Genomic DNA, 17,972 nt, shown 5'->3' on the forward strand with positions numbered 1-17,972 from the left:
CATATTTTGGAGATCTGAAGATCGCAGGGTGCTGGGTACATTACAGGCGCAAGTTCCATGAGGCACTGGAGGTCATACCGAAAGATCTGAGGAAACAGTCTGTTTTGTACCTCATCATGAACCAGATCCGTGCGATTTACCGGGAGGAAGGAAAGCTTTCCGGTCTTTCATCAGACGAACGGACTGCCCATCGACTTTTACATAATAAATTCCGCTGATCCATTTAGATTCCTGCAGCGCTCCGTTCTTATCCATGTAATACCATTTTCCACCGATCTTCTGCCAGCCAGTCTGCATTTTGCCGTTTTTGTTCAAATAATACTTTGTGTTTTCTATGGCGGCCTTCACATCCACATCCGCAGAGGTATTGCTAGAACAACGGCTGCTACCGCTGAAGTTCCCCGTAATAATTCATTTTTTCTTACACTTTTTATGGGTTGCAAGTAAAATTATCAGTATGTAATATATCATACTATACATTCCTTAAAATTACTATTTTTATTTGCGCAGATAGTAAAAAAAGCCGGCAGCGATCCTTTCCATCCAGGATCACTGCCGGCTTTTCAGCTGTCTTTTTAGTTTTTAAACGAATGAATCGGTGCCGGGATTCTTCCGGTGCGGTTGACGAATGCCTCGCAGGAGAAGTTGTTGACCGGCATGATCGGTGCATAGCCGAGGAGGCCGCCGAATTCTACGGTCTCGCCCACGCCTTTTCCGATGACCGGGATCAGGCGGACTGCCGTTGTTTTCTGGTTGACCATACCGATGGCAAGCTCATCTGCGATGATTCCGGAGATGGTCGATGCTTTCGTGTCTCCCGGGATGGCGATCATGTCAAGGCCTACAGAGCAGACACAAGTCATAGCTTCCAGCTTCTCGATGGTCAACGCACCGTCGTTGACTGCGTTGATCATACCCTGGTCCTCAGAAACCGGGATGAATGCGCCGGAGAGACCGCCGACATAGGAAGATGCCATAACACCGCCCTTTTTCACCTGATCGTTCAGAAGTGCCAGCGCCGCTGTCGTTCCCGGTGCACCTGCGTGCTCGAGGCCGATCTCCTCAAGGATATCCGCAACGGAATCTCCGATCGCCGGAGTCGGTGCCAGGGAAAGGTCAATGATACCAAACGGAATGTTCAGCCGCTTGGAAGCCTCCTGTGCAACGAGCTGGCCGACACGCGTTACCTTAAACGCCGTCTTCTTGATCGTCTCGCAGAGTACCTCAAAGTTCTCGCCGCGTACTTTTTCCAGAGCATGTTTGACAACACCAGGGCCGGAAACGCCGACATTGATGATGGCATCCGCCTCGGTTACGCCGTGGAAAGCGCCTGCCATGAACGGGTTGTCGTCCGGTGCATTGCAGAAAACAACGAGTTTTGCGCATCCAAGGCAGTTGTTCTCTTTGCTTGCCTCCGCCGTCTTCTTGATGATCTCACCCATCAGTTTGACAGCATCCATGTTGATACCGGTTTTAGTGGAGCCAAGGTTGATGGAGCTGCAGACAAAATCCGTCACAGCCAGTGCCTTCGGGATAGAACGGATCAGAAGCTCATCTGCTGTCGTCATACCTTTGCTTACCAGAGCGGAATAGCCGCCGAGGAAATTGACGCCGACTTCTTTTGCCGCACGGTCCAGAGTCTGTGCAATCGTCACGAAATCCTCCGGCGTTCTGCAGGCTGCTGCGCCGACTAAGGCAATCGGGGTAACGGAAATTCTCTTGTTTACAATCGGAATACCGAACTCGCCCTCGATCTCCTCACCTACGGAAACCAGATTTCTGGCAGTCGTCGTGATTTTGTCGTAGATTTTGCGGTTCAGCTTGTCAAGATTGGAGTCGATACAGTCCATAAGACTGATTCCAAGGGTAATGGTACGAACGTCCAGATTCTCTTTTTCGATCATCTCGTTCGTTTCCTTTACTTCAAACAGATTTATCATGTCGTTTTTCTCCTTCGCTTTAGATACGGTGCATCATATTGAAAATATCTTCATGCTGGCAGCGGATGACAACGCCGATGGAACTTCCAAGCTCCTCCAGATCTTTTGCAAGCTCTGCGTTGGATTTCTCGCTCTTGGAGACGTCCGTTACCATCATCATGTTGAAATATCCCTGCACAATCGTCTGAGAAATGTCTTCGATGTTTACCTGGTTCTCTGCCAGATAATTACATACCTTTGCGATAATGCCCACGGTGTCCTTGCCTACGACAGTGATAATTGTCTTCTTCATGTTTCCATTCTCCTTTTTCTGGTTTTATGTCAAAGCCCCGGAAAAACCGGTAATGGCGGCCTTGCGAAAAACATGGTATGTAGCTCTAAAAATGTATATTTAAACCTCAATTAACGGTGATACTTCGCTTCTTTTAGCGACAGCGAGATGAAAATCACCCGAGTGATACGGATTATCACCCGTTGTGACCTCGCAGGCCACGGTTTCAAAGGCCAGTGCCTCATAATTATTTTCCTTGCTCAGATGGCCGAGCAGCACTTCCTGCAGATTGTCGTGCAGAATCTCGCAGAGGAGATGGCCTGCCGCCAGGTTCGATAAATGGCCTTTTGCCCCGGCGATCCGCTGTTTTAACGGATACGGGTACGGTCCGACCGCAAGCATGTTCTCGTCGTGATTTGCCTCTAGCAAAACGGCATCCAGCCCGGTCAGATTCTGAACCGTGTAATCGCTGTAAACGCCAAGATCCGTCGCAATCGCAATCGATTTCCCGCCGGATTCCATGCGGTAGCCGACCGGCTCTGCCGCATCGTGGGAGATCGTAAACGGATGTACGGCGATGTCTCCCAGTGTAAACGTGTCATCCGCGTGAATCGTGTGAAAAATCCCCTCCGGAAACTTTCCAAGGCTCTTCGTCTGCTGCATCGCCTGAATTGTTCCATCCGTTGCGTAAATCGGAATACCATACCGGCGCGCCAGCACGCCAAGGCCCTGGATATGATCGGAATGCTCATGTGTCACGAGAATGCCGTCCAGCTCCTTCGCGCTGCGGTCGAGAACAGCCAGTCCCGCCTCCACGCGCTTTCCGCTGATGCCCGCATCAATCAGAAGGCTTGTGGTCTCGCTTCCCGCGAAAATGCAGTTTCCGCTCGAACCACTTGCAATACTACAAAGTTTCATATTTTTTCATCCTATGGTCTAACTGTTTTTTTGTTTCCTCAAAATCGCCGCTGTTGTCGATTTCAAAATCGCAGTGGCTGCTGAATTCATCCTCGGAGAGCTGATTTGCCATGATTTCGCGTACTTTCTTCTCGGAATAGCCGCGTCCTTCGATCAATCGCTCCTTCCGGACTTCTTCATCCGCATAAATATACCACAGTTCATCACAAATTTCATCATATTTTTCTTCGATTAAGAGTGCGGCCTCCACAAAGACGTATTCCGTCCCTGCTTTTTCCGCGGCTGCAATGGCTTTTTTGATATACCGTTTTACCGCCGGATGAACGATCGCATTCAGGGCTTTTAACTTTTCTTCGTCCTGAAAAACGATCTCAGCAATCCGTTTCCGGTCAAGTTCGCCGGTCTCTGTGGTGATCTGTCTGCCGAACAGCTTCACAATCTCTCCATAGCATTCGCCGCCCGGCAGCATCACAAGGTAACCTGCCTCGTCCGCCTGGATCACCGTTGCATCATAATTCTGTCCAAGGTACGTGAGCACTTCGCTTTTTCCGGCGCCCACGCCGCCTGTAATTCCAAAAACTTTCATTCTTTTGTATCCTTTCGCTCCTGGTATGAGTGCACTATTTCGCCTCGTACCAGTTGTTTCCTGTGTGCATATCGATCTCGAGTTTGACAGCCAGATGTGCTGCCCCGGTCATCTCCTCTTCCAGGATCTGTTCTGCCTTTTCGAGCTCGTCTTCCGGCACTTCCAGCAGCAGCTCATCGTGTACCTGAAGAAGAAGTCTGGTCTTTAACCGCTCCTCTTTCAGCCGTTTCGCCACGCGGATCATCGCTATTTTAATAATATCCGCCGCCGTTCCCTGGATCGGCGCATTCATCGCAACGCGCTCGCCGAATGACCGCTGCATAAAGTTGCTCGATTTCAGCTCCGGCATCGGCCGTCTGCGTCCGAACATCGTCACGGAATAGCCTTTTTCTTTGGCATCCTCTACGCAGCGGTTCAAAAACTCATGGATACCCGGATACGTCTCGAAATACTGCTGGATATAGGCCTCTGCCTCTTTCCGGCTGATGCCGAGATCCTGGCCCAGACCGAACGAACTGATGCCGTATACGATACCGAAGTTGACCGCCTTCGCATTTCTTCTCTGCAGCGGTGTTACCTCTTCAAGCGGCACATGGAACACTTTCGATGCCGTCATGCGGTGGATATCCTCCGCCTCGCGGTACGCCTCGATCAGGTTTTCATCGCCCGACATATGGGCCAGCACGCGGAGCTCAATCTGGGAATAGTCGGCATCCAGAAAGACACAGCCAGGCTTTGGCACGAAGGCTTTCCGGATCAGACGGCCAAGCTCCATCCGCACCGGAATGTTCTGCAGATTCGGATCGGTACTGCTGATGCGGCCGGTCGCGGTGATGGTCTGGTTAAATGTCGAATGGATTCTTCCATCTTTCCCGATCACGGCCTGCAGACCGTCGGCGTACGTCGATTTCAGTTTGGCAAGCTGGCGGTACTCCAGAATATCGGCAACGAGTTTGTGATCCGGTGCGAGCTTTTCGAGCACATCGGCGGCGGTGGAATAACCCGTCTTGGTCTTTTTGCCGCCCGGAAGCTGCAGCTTTTCAAACAGAATCACGCCGAGCTGCTTCGGGGAATTGATGTTGAACTCCTCGCCGGCCTCCTCGTAGATCTGTGCCTCCAGCTCTCCGATCCGCTCCGCCAGCTCAGCTCCGTAAACGGAAAGTGCTTCTTTTTCTGCGGCGATTCCATCCGCTTCCATCTGACGGAGCGTAAACACCAGCGGAATCTCCACATTCCGGTACAGATCCCACATGCCCTGCTCCTTCAGCAGCTTTTCCATGTTTTCCTGTGCGGCAAATACAGCATACGCCTGATGACCTGCATACGACTCCTGCTGTTCCGGCGTCATCTTTCCTGCGGCCGGAATCTTGCTTCCGCCGAAGATCTCTTCCACTGCCGGCACATAGCGGTGTACGTACTCTTTTACGATATCATCGTACGAATACTGTGATTTCAATGGATTTAATAAATACGCGGCAATTCCGGCATCAAACAGATGGGCTTCATCGGCGTCCGGCATATCCTTCAGAAATTCTTTTCCGTCCATGACGCAGAAAACCGAAATCTGCTTCTGCAGCTCAGTCAATTTTTCTTTTAAATAATCTCCGGTCAGGAAACCTTCTGCTGGGAAGTAAACAACATCCGGCTCTCCGCTTCCATACGCAACTGCCATACCGACAAGTGAACGGCTCCGATCTGCCATCGGTCCGTCCTTCGGGGTTTCTTCTGTCAGAAGAGCGGCTCCTGCCTTCTCCTCCTTCGCGATGGTTTCAAAGAGTTCTTCCGCCTCGGAAAAATCCGTTACGGTGCGCAGAAAGACGGCATCCTCTGGTTCTGCATTCGTCTCCTCGAAGCGGCCCAGCAGGTTCTTAAACTCCAGACGTTTGAACATCTCATACGCTTTTGGTGTATAAAAATTCGAGAGTGCCGCTTTTTCACGGTCGAGCTCCACCGGCGCATCGGTATCAATCGTTGCAAGTTTTTTGCTTAATTCCGCCAGATCATAATGATCACGCATCGCTTCTTTTGCCTTGTTCGGTTTGATCTCCTCGAAATGTGCATGCGCATTTTCCAGTGTCTCGTACTGCAGCAGGATTTTCGTCGCGGTTTTCTCGCCGACACCCGGCAGACCCGGGATATTGTCTGCGGTATCGCCCATCAGCGCTTTCAGATCGATGATCTGTTTAGGGAGAAGACTGTATTTTTCCAGCACCTCTGCCGTGTGGTAATTTTCAATCGTCGTCACACGCTTTACGGTCTTTGGAATCCGGATCAGAATGTGGTCCGTTGCAAGCTGCAGCAGGTCGCGGTCTCCGGATACGATCGTAACTTCCATCCCTTCCGCCTCGCATTTGCGGCCGAGCGTTCCTAAGATATCATCCGCCTCATAGCCCTCTTTTGTGACAATCTCAATGTCCATTGCTGCGAGCACTTCCTGGATCACCGGGACCTGTTCGCGCAATTCCTGCGGCATCGGCTTTCTCGTTCCCTTGTATTGGTCATACATTTTGTGGCGGAATGTCGGTGCATGGAGGTCAAACGCCACGGCAAGATACTGCGGCTGCTCCTCATCGAGAATTTTAAACAGAATATTCAGGAATCCATATACGGCGTTCGTGTGCAGTCCTTCTGCATTGGACAGATCCGGTACGCCGTAAAAAGCCCGGTTCAGAATACTGTGTCCGTCCAGTAATACGATTTTATCACTCATAATAATCCTTTCAGCCAGGGTAATTCTATCACTTCAAAATAGTGCAGAGCCAGGAGCACCAGAAACAGAACGAGAATCAGCATCAGCACCCGGAAAAACGTATCTTTGTACCGGCGGTGTCTCGCTTCTTCCTCTTTTTTCTCCAGATCGCGTTCCAGAAGTCCTGTCAGATTGTAGGAATCGGGCGCGTCATCCTCGAAATATGCCATCGCACGGTTCACAATAAAATATGTCTCCAGTTCCTCGTGGCATGTATGGCATTTCCGGATATGGGAAATAAACGGTTCCATCTCTTTCTCCGGCATATTTCCCTGCACGTATGGCTGTATTAATTTTTCTGCTTCTTTACAGTCCATAAAATCCTGCTCTCCTTTTGTATCCGGCCAGTGTTTTCCTCTGGCCGTTTTTTCTGCTATCTACCATCATACACTATTTTCTCATAATTTAAAAGAGACAACCCGCCGAAAATGGGTTGTCTCTTGTTCTCTTATAAGATAACTGTTTTCTAGTGGATTTCCATTATACACGGACAATGTTCGGGGTCTCTTTTCCTGCCTCGAAATCCAGTGCATTCTGCAGTGTGGTCTCTGCAATCGCACGCAGTGCTTCCTCGGTGAAGAATCCCTGATGTGAAGTGATCATAACGTTCGGGAAGGACAGGAGACGTGCTGTGGTGGAGTGCTCCAGAATCTCATCGGAACGGTCCTCGAATACGTTCGGGGTTTCCTCCTCGTATACGTCAAGGCCGACGCCGAAGAATTTTCTTGCACGGATTCCCTCGATCAGGTCGTCTGTCTTTACCAGACCTCCGCGGGACGTATTGACCAGGATCACGCCGTCTTTCATCTTTTTGATGCTCTCGCGGTTGATCATGTGGTATGTGCTGTCCATCAGCGGGCAGTGCAGGGAGATCAGATCACTCTGTGCCAGCAGTTCATCAAGAGTTACGTACGTAACAAAATCTTTTAAGGATTCATTCTGGTATACATCGTAAGCAATGACTTTCATGCCGAAACCGCGGCAGATTCTTGCCATAGCCGCACCGATTTTTCCGGTTCCGACGATTCCGGCGGTCTTCTGATAGAAGTTAAATCCCATCAGTCCGCCCAGACTGAAGTCGTTTTCTCTTACTTTCGTATATGCTTTGTGCATGTGGCGGTTTACCGTCATGGCCAGTGTCATCGCATGCTCAGCTACAGCCTCCGGGGAGTAACCCGGTACACGGCGTACATCAATGCCGTATTTTGCAGCTGTCTTTAAATCTACGTTGTTGAAGCCTGCGCAGCGCATTAGGATCAGCTTGACGCCTGCCTCATGCAGTGCTTCTACGGTTTTTGTTCCGACATCGGAGTTTACGAAGGCGCACACGGCATCGTAGCCCTTTGCCAGGGAAGCGGTTCTTGCAGCAAGGCCGGTTTTTAAATATTCCACTTCAATTTCTGGAAACTGCTCTTTGGTTCGGTCGAAAGATTCTCTGTCGTAGCTCTGGGTATCGTAAAATAAAATTTTCATAATGTTTTTCCTCCTCGCTTTGCGGTCATCTTATTGTTCCCGCTTACAGGTATTACTATACTTCATTGTTAAAACTTTGTCAATGTATTATTTGTTAAAATTTTATCAATTAGTAAATTTATTTTCAACATCTTTCACAACAGTACAAATTTACTGGATCACCTCGTCCAGGAACCGGGACGGCTCGACTTTCTTTTCAAACCGTTCCTCCACATAACAGAGCGTCAGCTCTTTCCGGGCGCGCGTCATTCCGACGTAGAACATCCGCCGCTCCTCCTCGATCGCCTCCGCAAGGACTGCTTTCTGATACGGCATTACACCCTCGTTGACGTCAAGAAGATAGACCTTGTCGTACTCGAGTCCCTTGACGCTGTGCAGGGTGGAAACCATAACTCCTTCCGCACTCTCTGCGCGCTGCTTCTGTTTTTCCTTCATCTTCTGCTGGTATTCCTCAATATGTGCAAACCAGCCCTCGATGCTTTTCTGGCTCTTTGCCGCCTCCTGCAGCTCGTCCAAAACGGAAATCAGATCATCCTCTTTCAGATGGCGGTATGCAGCATATTCCTTCACATACTGTTCATAGCCGATCGCATAGCGGATGTAATTGACCGCGCCGAACGGCGATAAATGCGTCAGTGTCGTGATATCCTGCTCCAGTTTGCGGATCCGCTGGCACATCCAGTCTTTTTCTTCGTAATATTCCAGAAGTGCATCGAACGAAACAGTCGCCTCCTCAAAGGCATCCCGCGACAGATAACGGTTCGGGCGGTTGGCAATCTTTAAAAACTCGCCGCGCTTCCGGCTTCCCATCGCAAGATTCAGATACGTCAGCAGATCTTTCGCAATCCAGTGGTCATAGAGATCCGGCAGGGTATCCCGCATCTGGAACGGGATCTGTGCTTCCATCAGTTCCTCTACTGCTGTCCGGCAGCCAAGATTCGTGCGGAACAAAAGCGCCATCTCTTCATACGGACAGCCGTTTTTCTCCGCCTCCCGCAGCTCCTCGGCAACGGCACGCATCTCCTCGCGCGGGTTCTTATATCCCCGGATTGCAACCGGAGCGCCTTTCTCGTTGTCGGTGGAAATCGCCTTTTCATACCGCTTTTTGTTGTGGTGGATCAGGCATTGGGACCGCTTCACGATAAATTCCGTACTACGGTAATTTTTATCGAGCACTACCTGCGCCGCGCCCGGGTAATCTTTCGGAAAATTCAGCATGATCTCCGGCTTGGCCCCGCGGAACTGATAAATCGACTGATCGTCATCCCCGACAATAAAGAGGTTATTTTCCGGCAGCGCCAGCATCCGCACAATCTCATACTGCACGGGGCTGATGTCCTGAAACTCGTCAATCAGGATATACTGAAATTTCTGCTGCCAGGCGCGGAGGACCTCCGGCCGCTCCAGAAAGAGACGTTTGCACTGCACCATCAGATCGTCGAAATCGAGTTTTTTGTTCTCCTTCCGCCATTTCTCATACGCCTCATAGATTTCGCGGAACTTTTCCTGCGGCATACAGGCGGAATAGTAATGTTCCAGCGGGATCTGATTGTTCTTCACAGTGCTGATTTCGCGCGCCAGATTTTCCTCGAGATCCTCTTCCTCCAGGTCTCTGGCATAGTGGTTGACCAGCTCGCGCATCAGCCGCTTTTTCTCTTCCTCGCTTAAAATATTGTTGCCGGACATGCGGTACGTATGGCGCAGAATCGCGTAGAATACCCCGTGGAACGTTCCAAAGGTGACCTGGGTACTCGTCTTTCCCATCGCCTTCAAATACCGCTCCTTCATCTCTTTTGCCGCCGCACGCGTAAATGTTACGACAAGAATACGAGAGGCGGAAATGCCGCTCGTTACAAGCTGGCAGGTCCGCCCCGTAATCACTGCGGTTTTCCCCGACCCCGGTCCGGCAAGGACCATCATGGGGCCGGTGGTATGCATCACCGCTTTTTTCTGTGAATTATTATATATCATTTGGATAATTTCTCAATCGCTTTGTCGATGCGGGCAAGAGACTCCTCTTTTCCCAGAACCTCAAGGATTTCCGTTGCGCCGGCCGGTGTCATCTGTTTTCCGGAAAGAGCGGTACGGATCGGCCACATAATATAACCGGTCTTGTATCCTTTTTCTTTTCCGAATGCGCTGAGCATCTCAAAGAGAGCATCATTGCTGAAATCTTCCTGCGCTGCCAGCAGCGGTTTTACTTCCTGAAGAAGTGCAAGGGAGGTCTCCTCGTTTGTCTTCATCTTTTTGTGAGTGTACATCGAAGCGTCGTACTCCGGAACTTCCTCGAAGAAGTCGATGAGGTCTGCAATATCCGGGAATACTTCGATTCTTGTTTTTACCATGGCTGCAATTTTCTTAAAATCGAGCGGACGGTGGATTGTCTTCTGGATATACGGAAGCGCCATCTCATAGAACTTCTCGTCGTCCATTGCCTTCATGTACTCGCCGTTCATCCAGCGGAGTTTTGTCATATCGAAAACGGCCGGAGATTTGCTGATGTGGTGGTAATCGAAGATTTTTACCAGCTCCTCGAGAGAATAGATCTCGCGGTTTCCTTCCGGGCTCCATCCAAGAAGGGCTACGAAGTTGACAATGGCATCTTTTAAGAAACCCTGATTGATCAGGTCTTCATAAGAAGAATGGCCGCAGCGTTTGGACAGCTTCTGATGCTCCTCGTTGGTGATCAGCGGACAGTGTACGTAAACCGGAACTTCCCAGCCGAATGCCTCGTAAATACGGTTGTATTTCGGGGATGAGGACAGATACTCATTACCGCGGACAACGTGGGTTACACCCATCAGATGGTCGTCGATGACGTTTGCGAAGTTGTAGGTCGGATATCCGTCGGATTTGATCAGGATCAGGTCTTCCAGCTCCTCGTTGTTTACGGTGATGTCTCCGTAGATCTCATCGTGGAAGGTTGTGGTTCCTTCGGTCGGCATATTGAAACGGATGACGTACGGTTTGCCGGCTGCCAGATTGGCCTCTACTTCCTCTTTGGAAAGACCAAGGCAGTGTTTGTCGTAGATCGAGATTTCTTTTCCGCCTACGTTACGCTTGCACTGGCTCAGGCGCTCTGCGTCACAGAAGCAGTAATAAGCGTCACCCTGCTCTACCAGCTGTTTTGCGTATTTCAGGTACAGACCTGCTGCATTACGCTCGCTCTGTACGTACGGGCCGCAGCCGCCGTCTTTGTCCGGTCCCTCGTCGTGTACCAGGCCGGTCTCTTTTAAGGTACGGTAGATGATATCAAGTGCGCCTTCCTGGAAACGCTCCTGGTCGGTATCCTCGATACGGAGCATAAAGGTTCCGTCATCGTGTTTTGCGATCAGATACGCATACAGGGCAGTACGCAGATTTCCTACATGCATCCGGCCTGTCGGGCTCGGTGCAAATCTTGTTTTTACATTGCTCATTTTTCTTTTCTCCTGATTTCTGGTTTTTCTGGAACAATCCTTTTGTCTGTTCCCTTCCACCATTTATTTAGAATGGAAAACAGCCCGGCGTTTCTTCCGAGCTGCACCATCCTTCCACTTTTGCCAGCGGCAATGCTCTTTTTCAGACCTCTACGCCGTGCTGTTTCAAATATTCCATAAAGTCGCCGACGGTAGAAAGGTCTGTCAGTTCGTCGGTGTCGATTTCAATTCCGTACTCGTCTTCTAATGCCATAACCATCTCGTAGAGATCCAGGGAATCTGCACCCAGGTCATCTTTAAAAGAGGTATCTTCGTTGATGCTGTCTGCATCACAGTTGAGCTGTTCTACTAAAATTTCTTTTATCTTTTCTAACATTGTTCTGCTCCTTCCTGCCTCTACCCGGCAGCCAGTATTTCTTTCGAAAAAAGTGTATCTGTTATTCCGGCATTTGTCAATAGATTTTTCTACTTTTACTGTTCTTCCGCCTGTGCCTCTCCTTCTCCGCTCTTTCCATCCTGGAACACAATAAAGCGGGAGACGCACAGGGCAATGCCGATTTCCGTCAGGATAAAGAGCACCGATGTTCCTCCGTAACTGATAAATGGAAGGGTAATTCCCGTTGCCGGCATCAGTTTCAGAACAACGCACAGGTTCAGAATAACCTGAATGGAAATATGTGCAAAAACGCCGCTCACCATCAGCATTCCATACGCGTCCGGTGCATTCTGTGCAACCACAAACAGACGGTACAGCAGGTAGCCAAACAGCAGCAATACAAGAAGCGCGCCAAATATTCCAAGCTCCTCGCAGATGATCGAGAAGATCATATCGTTCTGTGCTTCCGGAATTGTTGTAATCTTCTGCGTACTGTTGCCAAGTCCTTTTCCGAGAAATCCACCGGAGCCAATCGCATAAAGTCCCTGCAGAATCTGATAGCTGCCTCCGGAAAGCCATTCATAGATACGGTTCGACCGGAAGTCACCGCCTATTCTTTCAAAGATCTGCAGATTATTTTTTAAAATGATAATCGCAAAAACGCCAATTACCGCCGCGCCCGGAATCACACGCGCATAAAATTTTACCTCCGGGTCCGCCAGAAACAAAATGACGCAGGCGATGAGTCCCAGAATAATGGCGGTACTCAGGTTGTCCGTCAGAATCCACGCAGCCAGCGCCTGCAGCACGCCAAGTCCGAGGACAATTGCTTTTGCGCGGATGGTACGCATATTTTTTCCCATCTTCAGGATAATGTATGGCAAATACAGAATCAGCCCCAGCTTTCCAATCTCCGCAGGCTGAAGACTGCCACCGCCGATCCGGAGCCATCTTCTCGCCCCGTAGGCTTCATAACCAAGCGGCGTAAACCTTACCGCCGCCATCAGAAGGAGACTTCCCCAGTATACCAGTGCTGCAATCCGCTGGAACCATACACTATGATAATCTACAAACTTCGACAATATCACAATCCCCACCAGAACAATAGCAGAAAGCCCCGCCTGATGCGTGAAATAATACATATCATTTCCCTTGAATGTACTGGCCGCCTCGTAGGCACTCGCGCTGTACAGCATAATCAGTCCGAAGCTGACCAGCAAAATAGTGCAGGCCAGCAGGTTATAATCATAAAAATCCGAAGGAAGTTTTTTCTTCCTCTTTTTCTTCTTTTCTTTCTTCTGGGATGGCATGTTTACTTTCTCTGCCATGAAGTTTCCACCTCCATTGTTTTACTCCATTTATTTCAGTGCATAGCCAAGCAGGCTGACAAAGCCCGGATTTCGGTCGGTCGTTCCGAGGATAACCTTACGCACCAGCTCCGGATCGTCCGTGATAATGTTGTCCACGCCGCAGTTGACCATCCGCTGCATATCTCCCTGATAATTCAGCGTCCAGGCACAGACTTCTTTACCAAGACTGTGCGCATGCTCTACAAAGCTTTCGGTGATGTACGTATATTTTACAGAAAAGAAGTCCGCCGCGTCCATATCCTCCAGGCCTCCGTACGACATTTTCATCGTATACCCGGTCTTGATATCCGGATTGATTTTCTTTGCCTGCCTGAGGAAATTGTAGTTCATGGAAGTCAGCACACACTGATCCACAAAGTCATTGTCCTCGATGATTTTCACCACTTTTTTGACAATATTCTGGTTGTGGCCGTTGTATTTTACTTCGATATTCAGGTTGATTTTTCCTTTCGCGTACGCGATGACTTCTTCCAGCTTCGGAATCTGCTCGCCGCGGAATTTTTTGTTGAATCGTACACCGGCATCGAGCTGGCTGATTTCATCGTAGGTCAGGGTCCAGATGCTGGCATTCAGACCGGTTGTCCGCTTCAGATTTGTGTCGTGCATAAGGACAATCTCACCATCACTCGTCTCCTGTACATCGATCTCCGCGTAATCCGACATGCTGTCCACTGCATATTTGATCGCGCTCATCGTATTTTCCGGTGCTTTTCTGGCTCCGCCCCGGTGCGCTGACACCGAAATATACTGGGAGGAAGCCGTTGCCTCTGCACGTGTTGCGCGCATGGCATATACAAGATAAACCGTTTCTCCCGCCAGCATGGCGATCGTGAGAACCACCGCCGTTACCGGACCGCAGAAGGTGCGTACCAGCTTCGAGCTCGGCTTTTTCGTTGTCCGGCTCTTCTGGTAGCCCTTTCGGGAGGAACGGATAAAAATCAGATACAGATACGTAATGCTTCCGACAAGGCCGAACGCTCCGCCGATCAGGCTCATCGTCGATTTGACCCAGTCACCGTAGACGATGACGGTACTGACAACGGTAGACGGCGTTTTCACCAGCTTTGCATAGGCAACGACAGCCGTTCCGAAAATCAGATACAAAACCCACGTAATCAGAAAAATCATCACCTGGAAAAAGACGTTGATGCCAAGCTCACGCAGCACGCGTTTTTCCAGTGTCTGGCGCACCCGCAGATGGGTATTTTTCTCTTTTTCCGTCATCATGCACCGGAACGGGATGGTGTAGGAAAACACAAACGAGAACGCGACAAGCAGAATCGTCAGCACCACCGGGATCCAGTATGCCGGGAAGGCATTGAAAATCTTCGTCAGGGAAACCTGAAGCAGTTTCATACTGCGGATGGCGCTGTAGCTGCTGTGCAGCCAAAGGTACGGGAAGCTCGCTGCCATGTAGAAAAACCAGGTCCACGGGCGGGCACGCACAAACTGTGCAGCTCCTCTTCCGCCGGCAAGCATCATGACAGGAACGGAAATCCGTTTTCGTTTCCAGGAGGCCTCCAGAGCCGCCATGACAGCATAGATTTCAAACAGCATACAGAAAAAGAAAGCAAGCAGAATTCCAAAAATCAGCAGAAGGGTCAGCGGATGCAGCATGATCTTGTTGAAGTTTTCCGATGTCATATAACTCGTTCCCAGCTGTTTTAAGGAAAAGTTGATCGCCGCATTGGCGAGTCTTGAAACCAGCTGGCTGGAAAACAGGCGGTAGACCGTCTCAAATATCACGATGCTAAGCAGGTTTTTCTGCAAAAGTTTCCATGCCATATTCAGATAAATTCGTATCATTCCTGCATTTTTTACTGCCTTTTTTCTCATCTGCTGTTGTTCTCTCCTGTCAGCCGCAATTCCCCCCGATGAATCTGTATGCAAAAATTACCTTTATTTTTTCTCTTTTGTATTTTACATTTGACACTTCGAGTCTTTTTTGAAGCTCTTTTTCTTTCTGTTCATTTTAAACTATCTTCCAGTATAACACAAAACCGGGTCTTTGAGTATTCTTTTTTCTATTTCTGGTTGCACCACTTCTGCAGTTTTTTTACCATGGCGGATGGGCCGCTTACTGTGCCGTCGATCGGCGTGCCGAGTTTTTTCTGCCAGGCGAGGATTGTCTGCGGACCGATATAGCCGTCCATGCCGGCCGATGCCCATTTCTGCATTTCTTTTACAAGGGCCGATCCGCCTTTTGGCGTACTGTCCCACTCGGCGGCTGTGATGCCATCACAGAATTTCCGGTTGACGGCCAGCTGATTGCTGATTTTTCCATCCTGCGGTGTGCCGAAAAGTTCCTGCAGACGGCGCGTCAGATTTTCGCCCCAGATTCCGTCCTCTGCGACTGTCTTTCCGGATGACTTTGCTGTCTCTGCCGATTTTTCTTTTGCGGGACCGGCATAACGGCAATACGCTGTATGGCAGTTGACCCAGCCTGCCCCTGAGAGAAGCCGTCCCCAGCTTGTGTTCTGGATTTCCGTCACCGTGTAGCTTCCCTGATCCCGGATCGTTCCGGCAATCCTGCTGTCCGCATCCGGTGCCTGACGGATGTTGAGGGCCGCTGTCTGCACCTGATAGATCCCGGGCGCATACGTTTTTCCTGTTCCGCTGCCTGCTGTTCCCGTTCCTGTGCTCCCTGCACCGCTTCCGATCATCCGCTTCATGCGGTCCCAGTCACCGCGGTTCATGATCTGGCTCGGACAGTATTTGCTGCAGATGTCATAATGACGATAGACTCTTTCCAGCGGAATCCCCGTCTCCCGCATGATCTCCCGCACCAGTGCCGCAGTATTTTCAAATGCTTTTTCATAATTATACCCGGCCTGCACACACATCTCCACACCGATGCTGTTCTTGTTGCCGTACTGCTGAAACAGATTTTTTCCGCCGTAATTAATGCCGACATGCCAGCACCCCCGGCTGTGCGGTGCCGCCTGGTAGGCTGTGTCACCGTCATCGACGTAATAGTGTGCGGAAATGTTCTGGAAATTCCCGTCATGCTGTGCTCTCGCATGTGCCCGCGCATCGGCACCTGCTGCGAAGTTGTCGGTGTTGTGGACTACGATACATTTGGGATTGTTTTCCGCATACGTATTCTGATTTCCAAGATACGACCGATCAATTCTCATATTCTCCCCTTTCTGATGGTTCAGACTGCCCGGCATAACACAGATTTTTTGAAGCGCCGTTCACTCTGGCTTATGGATCTGCTTGATAATCTGATTCACATAATTGCTCAGCCCCGCCACCAGAATCCCCTGCATGACCGCCGTAAAAACCGCCATCGCCCCTTCCTTCGCCGTCTCAATCTCACTCGTCGCCATCACCCAAACCGCACACAGCACCATGCTGATGCCGCCTAAGATCAGCGGAATGTACTTATTCTTCACCGCCTGCGCCTGCCGCAAAGCAACACCGAAAAAATACAACACGAACGCAACGACGATGAGTTCGGGCTTTACATAATTCATTGCTTCCATGGAACATCCTTTCTGACTGTTCTGTTTTTGAAAGTCTTTTTTCTATATTATGATGGGATAATGATTTACGACTGGATAAGATTTTCTTACTGTAAACCCAAAAAATCCCACCTGTTTTTCAGATGGGATTTTCCAGTGGTGTGCTGTTCTTTGATTTTTAATTTACTATCTTGTGCAGCAATTCCCCTGACCTGCCCCTGGCTGCGGTGCCGCACAGAAAGTCTTTGCATCAAACGACGGATTAAACGCATAAAAGTTCTTCGAATTCAATTCGTCCTGTACAGAACGCAGTGCTTCACCAAAACGCTGGAAATGCACAACTTCACGCGCCCGCAGGAAACGAATCGGATCTGCAACTTCAGGATCTTTTACCAAACGAAGGATGTTATCATACGTTGACCGGGCTTTCTGCTCCGCAGCGAGGTCTTCGAACAAATCTGTCAAAGGATCACCTTTCGACTGGAACTCACAAGAATTAAACGGAACTCCGCCAGCCGCCTGTGGCCAGATTCCGGCTGTGTGGTCTACATAGTAATTAGCAAAACCGGAATTCTGAATTTCTTCCAGCGAAAGATTACAGGTAAGCTGATGAACGATCGTGGATACCATTTCGAGATGAGCTAATTCCTCGGTACCAACATCATTCAACACCCCCGCTACAATTCGGTTCGGTGCTGTGAAACGCTGAGAGAGATACCGCATGGATGCGCCCATCTCTCCATCCGGTCCACCATACTGACTCATGATAATTTGGGCGATTTTGGGGTTTGGTGTCGTGATGTTTACAGGATACTCGAGGCGTTTTTCATAATTCCACATCCGTCAGCACCCTCCTTTCCGGTTGACTTCCCACGGCCATGGCTGCATAACCCATTCGAAAGAACGGCTCATGCGGTCGTTGGCGGTATCGATCGTGAGCGGGCCGTACTGTTCGGCGTACTGTTTCAGTGCTTCTTTTCGAAGCTCCACTTTTTCCCGGAAAAAGGCAAGTGCATCTTCATCCTCCGGGTGGGTGTCGAGGTAAAGGTTCATTTCAACAACAGCAAAGCTGACCTGATCAATCCAGGCGAGCAGCTTTTCGCGGGATGGCATCTGCGGCATCATAGGCACTGTCCTCCTCCCTTTCCACAGAATGGTTTACAGAGTTCCGGGAATAAGGTTCCATTTTTTAATGCAGCGGAAAGATCATAGATCTGTTCAAACCGCTGCATCGGAACGTACGCCATTGCAGGTATCATATGATCTACATGCTGCATTTTCCGCGGGAAATTCCTTGGTTCCATCTTCAGTTCCATATTGTTTGAAGCGGCGCGGCGGTTCTGCATATTGTTCGCACCGCAGCAGCCGCGATTCATACGGGATGAATCCATACCATGTTCCTC

Annotated in this window: 18 protein-coding genes and 1 pseudogene; 1 reads left to right on the forward strand and 18 read right to left on the reverse strand. The window is 49.9% G+C overall.

What is annotated here, in order from left to right:
* Positions 1-11: 11 nt before the first annotated feature.
* Positions 12-194, forward strand: a pseudogene (locus DXB83_RS13305) (IS66 family transposase); the annotation flags it as partial.
* Here DXB83_RS13305 and DXB83_RS17410 read toward each other — a convergent pair.
* The 18 genes from DXB83_RS17410 to DXB83_RS13395 form a co-directional block, all read right to left on the reverse strand.
* A complete protein-coding gene (locus DXB83_RS17410; protein ID WP_438267032.1) occupies positions 115-354 on the reverse strand; it encodes a hypothetical protein in 240 nt (79 codons plus the stop codon). The pseudogene DXB83_RS13305 and the gene DXB83_RS17410 sit on opposite strands and share 80 nt — an antisense overlap.
* A gap of 221 nt (positions 355-575) precedes the next feature.
* Complete coding sequence (locus DXB83_RS13315) at positions 576-1,940, reverse strand: PFL family protein (protein WP_022462720.1); 1,365 nt, start codon at positions 1,938-1,940, stop codon at positions 576-578.
* Between the two features lie 19 nt (positions 1,941-1,959).
* Positions 1,960-2,232 carry an ACT domain-containing protein gene (locus DXB83_RS13320; RefSeq protein WP_022462719.1) on the reverse strand — a complete coding sequence of 91 codons (273 nt, stop codon included), beginning with the start codon at positions 2,230-2,232 and terminating at the stop codon, positions 1,960-1,962.
* 99 nt (positions 2,233-2,331) lie between these two features.
* Positions 2,332-3,129, reverse strand: coding sequence for an MBL fold metallo-hydrolase (locus DXB83_RS13325; protein ID WP_055218850.1), 798 nt, complete (start codon positions 3,127-3,129; stop codon positions 2,332-2,334).
* Positions 3,116-3,715, reverse strand: a complete 600-nt coding sequence (gene coaE / locus DXB83_RS13330) for a dephospho-CoA kinase (protein WP_117510320.1) — start codon at positions 3,713-3,715, stop codon at positions 3,116-3,118. Before coaE ends, DXB83_RS13325 begins: the two co-directional genes overlap by 14 nt.
* A gap of 34 nt (positions 3,716-3,749) precedes the next feature.
* Positions 3,750-6,425: a DNA polymerase I gene (polA, locus tag DXB83_RS13335; RefSeq protein ID WP_117805088.1), complete on the reverse strand. Its 2,676-nt coding sequence runs from the start codon at positions 6,423-6,425 to the stop codon at positions 3,750-3,752.
* Positions 6,422-6,781: a zf-HC2 domain-containing protein gene (locus DXB83_RS13340; RefSeq protein ID WP_022462716.1), complete on the reverse strand. Its 360-nt coding sequence runs from the start codon at positions 6,779-6,781 to the stop codon at positions 6,422-6,424. The genes polA and DXB83_RS13340 overlap by 4 nt, the downstream gene beginning before the upstream one ends.
* A gap of 163 nt (positions 6,782-6,944) precedes the next feature.
* Positions 6,945-7,937, reverse strand: a complete 993-nt coding sequence (locus DXB83_RS13345; RefSeq protein ID WP_117805089.1) for a 2-hydroxyacid dehydrogenase — start codon at positions 7,935-7,937, stop codon at positions 6,945-6,947.
* A gap of 150 nt (positions 7,938-8,087) precedes the next feature.
* The gene (locus tag DXB83_RS13350) at positions 8,088-9,908 is read right to left on the reverse strand and encodes an ATP-dependent helicase (protein ID WP_118666839.1); all 1,821 of its coding nucleotides are present in this window, start codon (positions 9,906-9,908) and stop codon (positions 8,088-8,090) included.
* Complete coding sequence (gene gltX, locus DXB83_RS13355) at positions 9,905-11,356, reverse strand: glutamate--tRNA ligase (protein WP_118697749.1); 1,452 nt, start codon at positions 11,354-11,356, stop codon at positions 9,905-9,907. The genes DXB83_RS13350 and gltX overlap by 4 nt, the downstream gene beginning before the upstream one ends.
* 142 nt (positions 11,357-11,498) lie before the next feature.
* Complete coding sequence (gene acpP, locus DXB83_RS13360; RefSeq protein ID WP_022462712.1) at positions 11,499-11,732, reverse strand: acyl carrier protein; 234 nt, start codon at positions 11,730-11,732, stop codon at positions 11,499-11,501.
* A 95-nt stretch (positions 11,733-11,827) separates the two neighbouring features.
* Positions 11,828-13,060, reverse strand: coding sequence for an FtsW/RodA/SpoVE family cell cycle protein (locus DXB83_RS13365; RefSeq protein ID WP_022462711.1), 1,233 nt, complete (start codon positions 13,058-13,060; stop codon positions 11,828-11,830).
* Between the two features lie 30 nt (positions 13,061-13,090).
* Positions 13,091-14,938 carry a glycerophosphodiester phosphodiesterase gene (locus DXB83_RS13370; protein ID WP_118697750.1) on the reverse strand — a complete coding sequence of 616 codons (1,848 nt, stop codon included), beginning with the start codon at positions 14,936-14,938 and terminating at the stop codon, positions 13,091-13,093.
* A 188-nt stretch (positions 14,939-15,126) separates the two neighbouring features.
* Entirely contained in the window at positions 15,127-16,239 is a 1,113-nt protein-coding gene (locus DXB83_RS13375) for an N-acetylmuramoyl-L-alanine amidase (protein WP_118697758.1), read from the reverse strand.
* A 60-nt stretch (positions 16,240-16,299) separates the two neighbouring features.
* Positions 16,300-16,590 carry a phage holin family protein gene (locus DXB83_RS13380; RefSeq protein ID WP_118697751.1) on the reverse strand — a complete coding sequence of 97 codons (291 nt, stop codon included), beginning with the start codon at positions 16,588-16,590 and terminating at the stop codon, positions 16,300-16,302.
* Between the two features lie 165 nt (positions 16,591-16,755).
* Positions 16,756-17,409: a manganese catalase family protein gene (locus DXB83_RS13385; protein WP_055218834.1), complete on the reverse strand. Its 654-nt coding sequence runs from the start codon at positions 17,407-17,409 to the stop codon at positions 16,756-16,758.
* Positions 17,410-17,412: 3 nt separating this feature from the next.
* Complete coding sequence (locus tag DXB83_RS13390; RefSeq protein WP_022462706.1) at positions 17,413-17,694, reverse strand: spore coat protein CotJB; 282 nt, start codon at positions 17,692-17,694, stop codon at positions 17,413-17,415.
* Positions 17,691-17,960: a spore coat associated protein CotJA gene (locus DXB83_RS13395; protein ID WP_082424512.1), complete on the reverse strand. Its 270-nt coding sequence runs from the start codon at positions 17,958-17,960 to the stop codon at positions 17,691-17,693. The genes DXB83_RS13390 and DXB83_RS13395 overlap by 4 nt, the downstream gene beginning before the upstream one ends.
* Positions 17,961-17,972 lie beyond the last annotated feature (12 nt).

Source organism: Blautia sp. OM06-15AC (assembly GCF_003481425.1).
Taxonomy (GTDB): Bacteria; Bacillota; Clostridia; order Lachnospirales; family Lachnospiraceae; genus Fusicatenibacter; species Fusicatenibacter saccharivorans.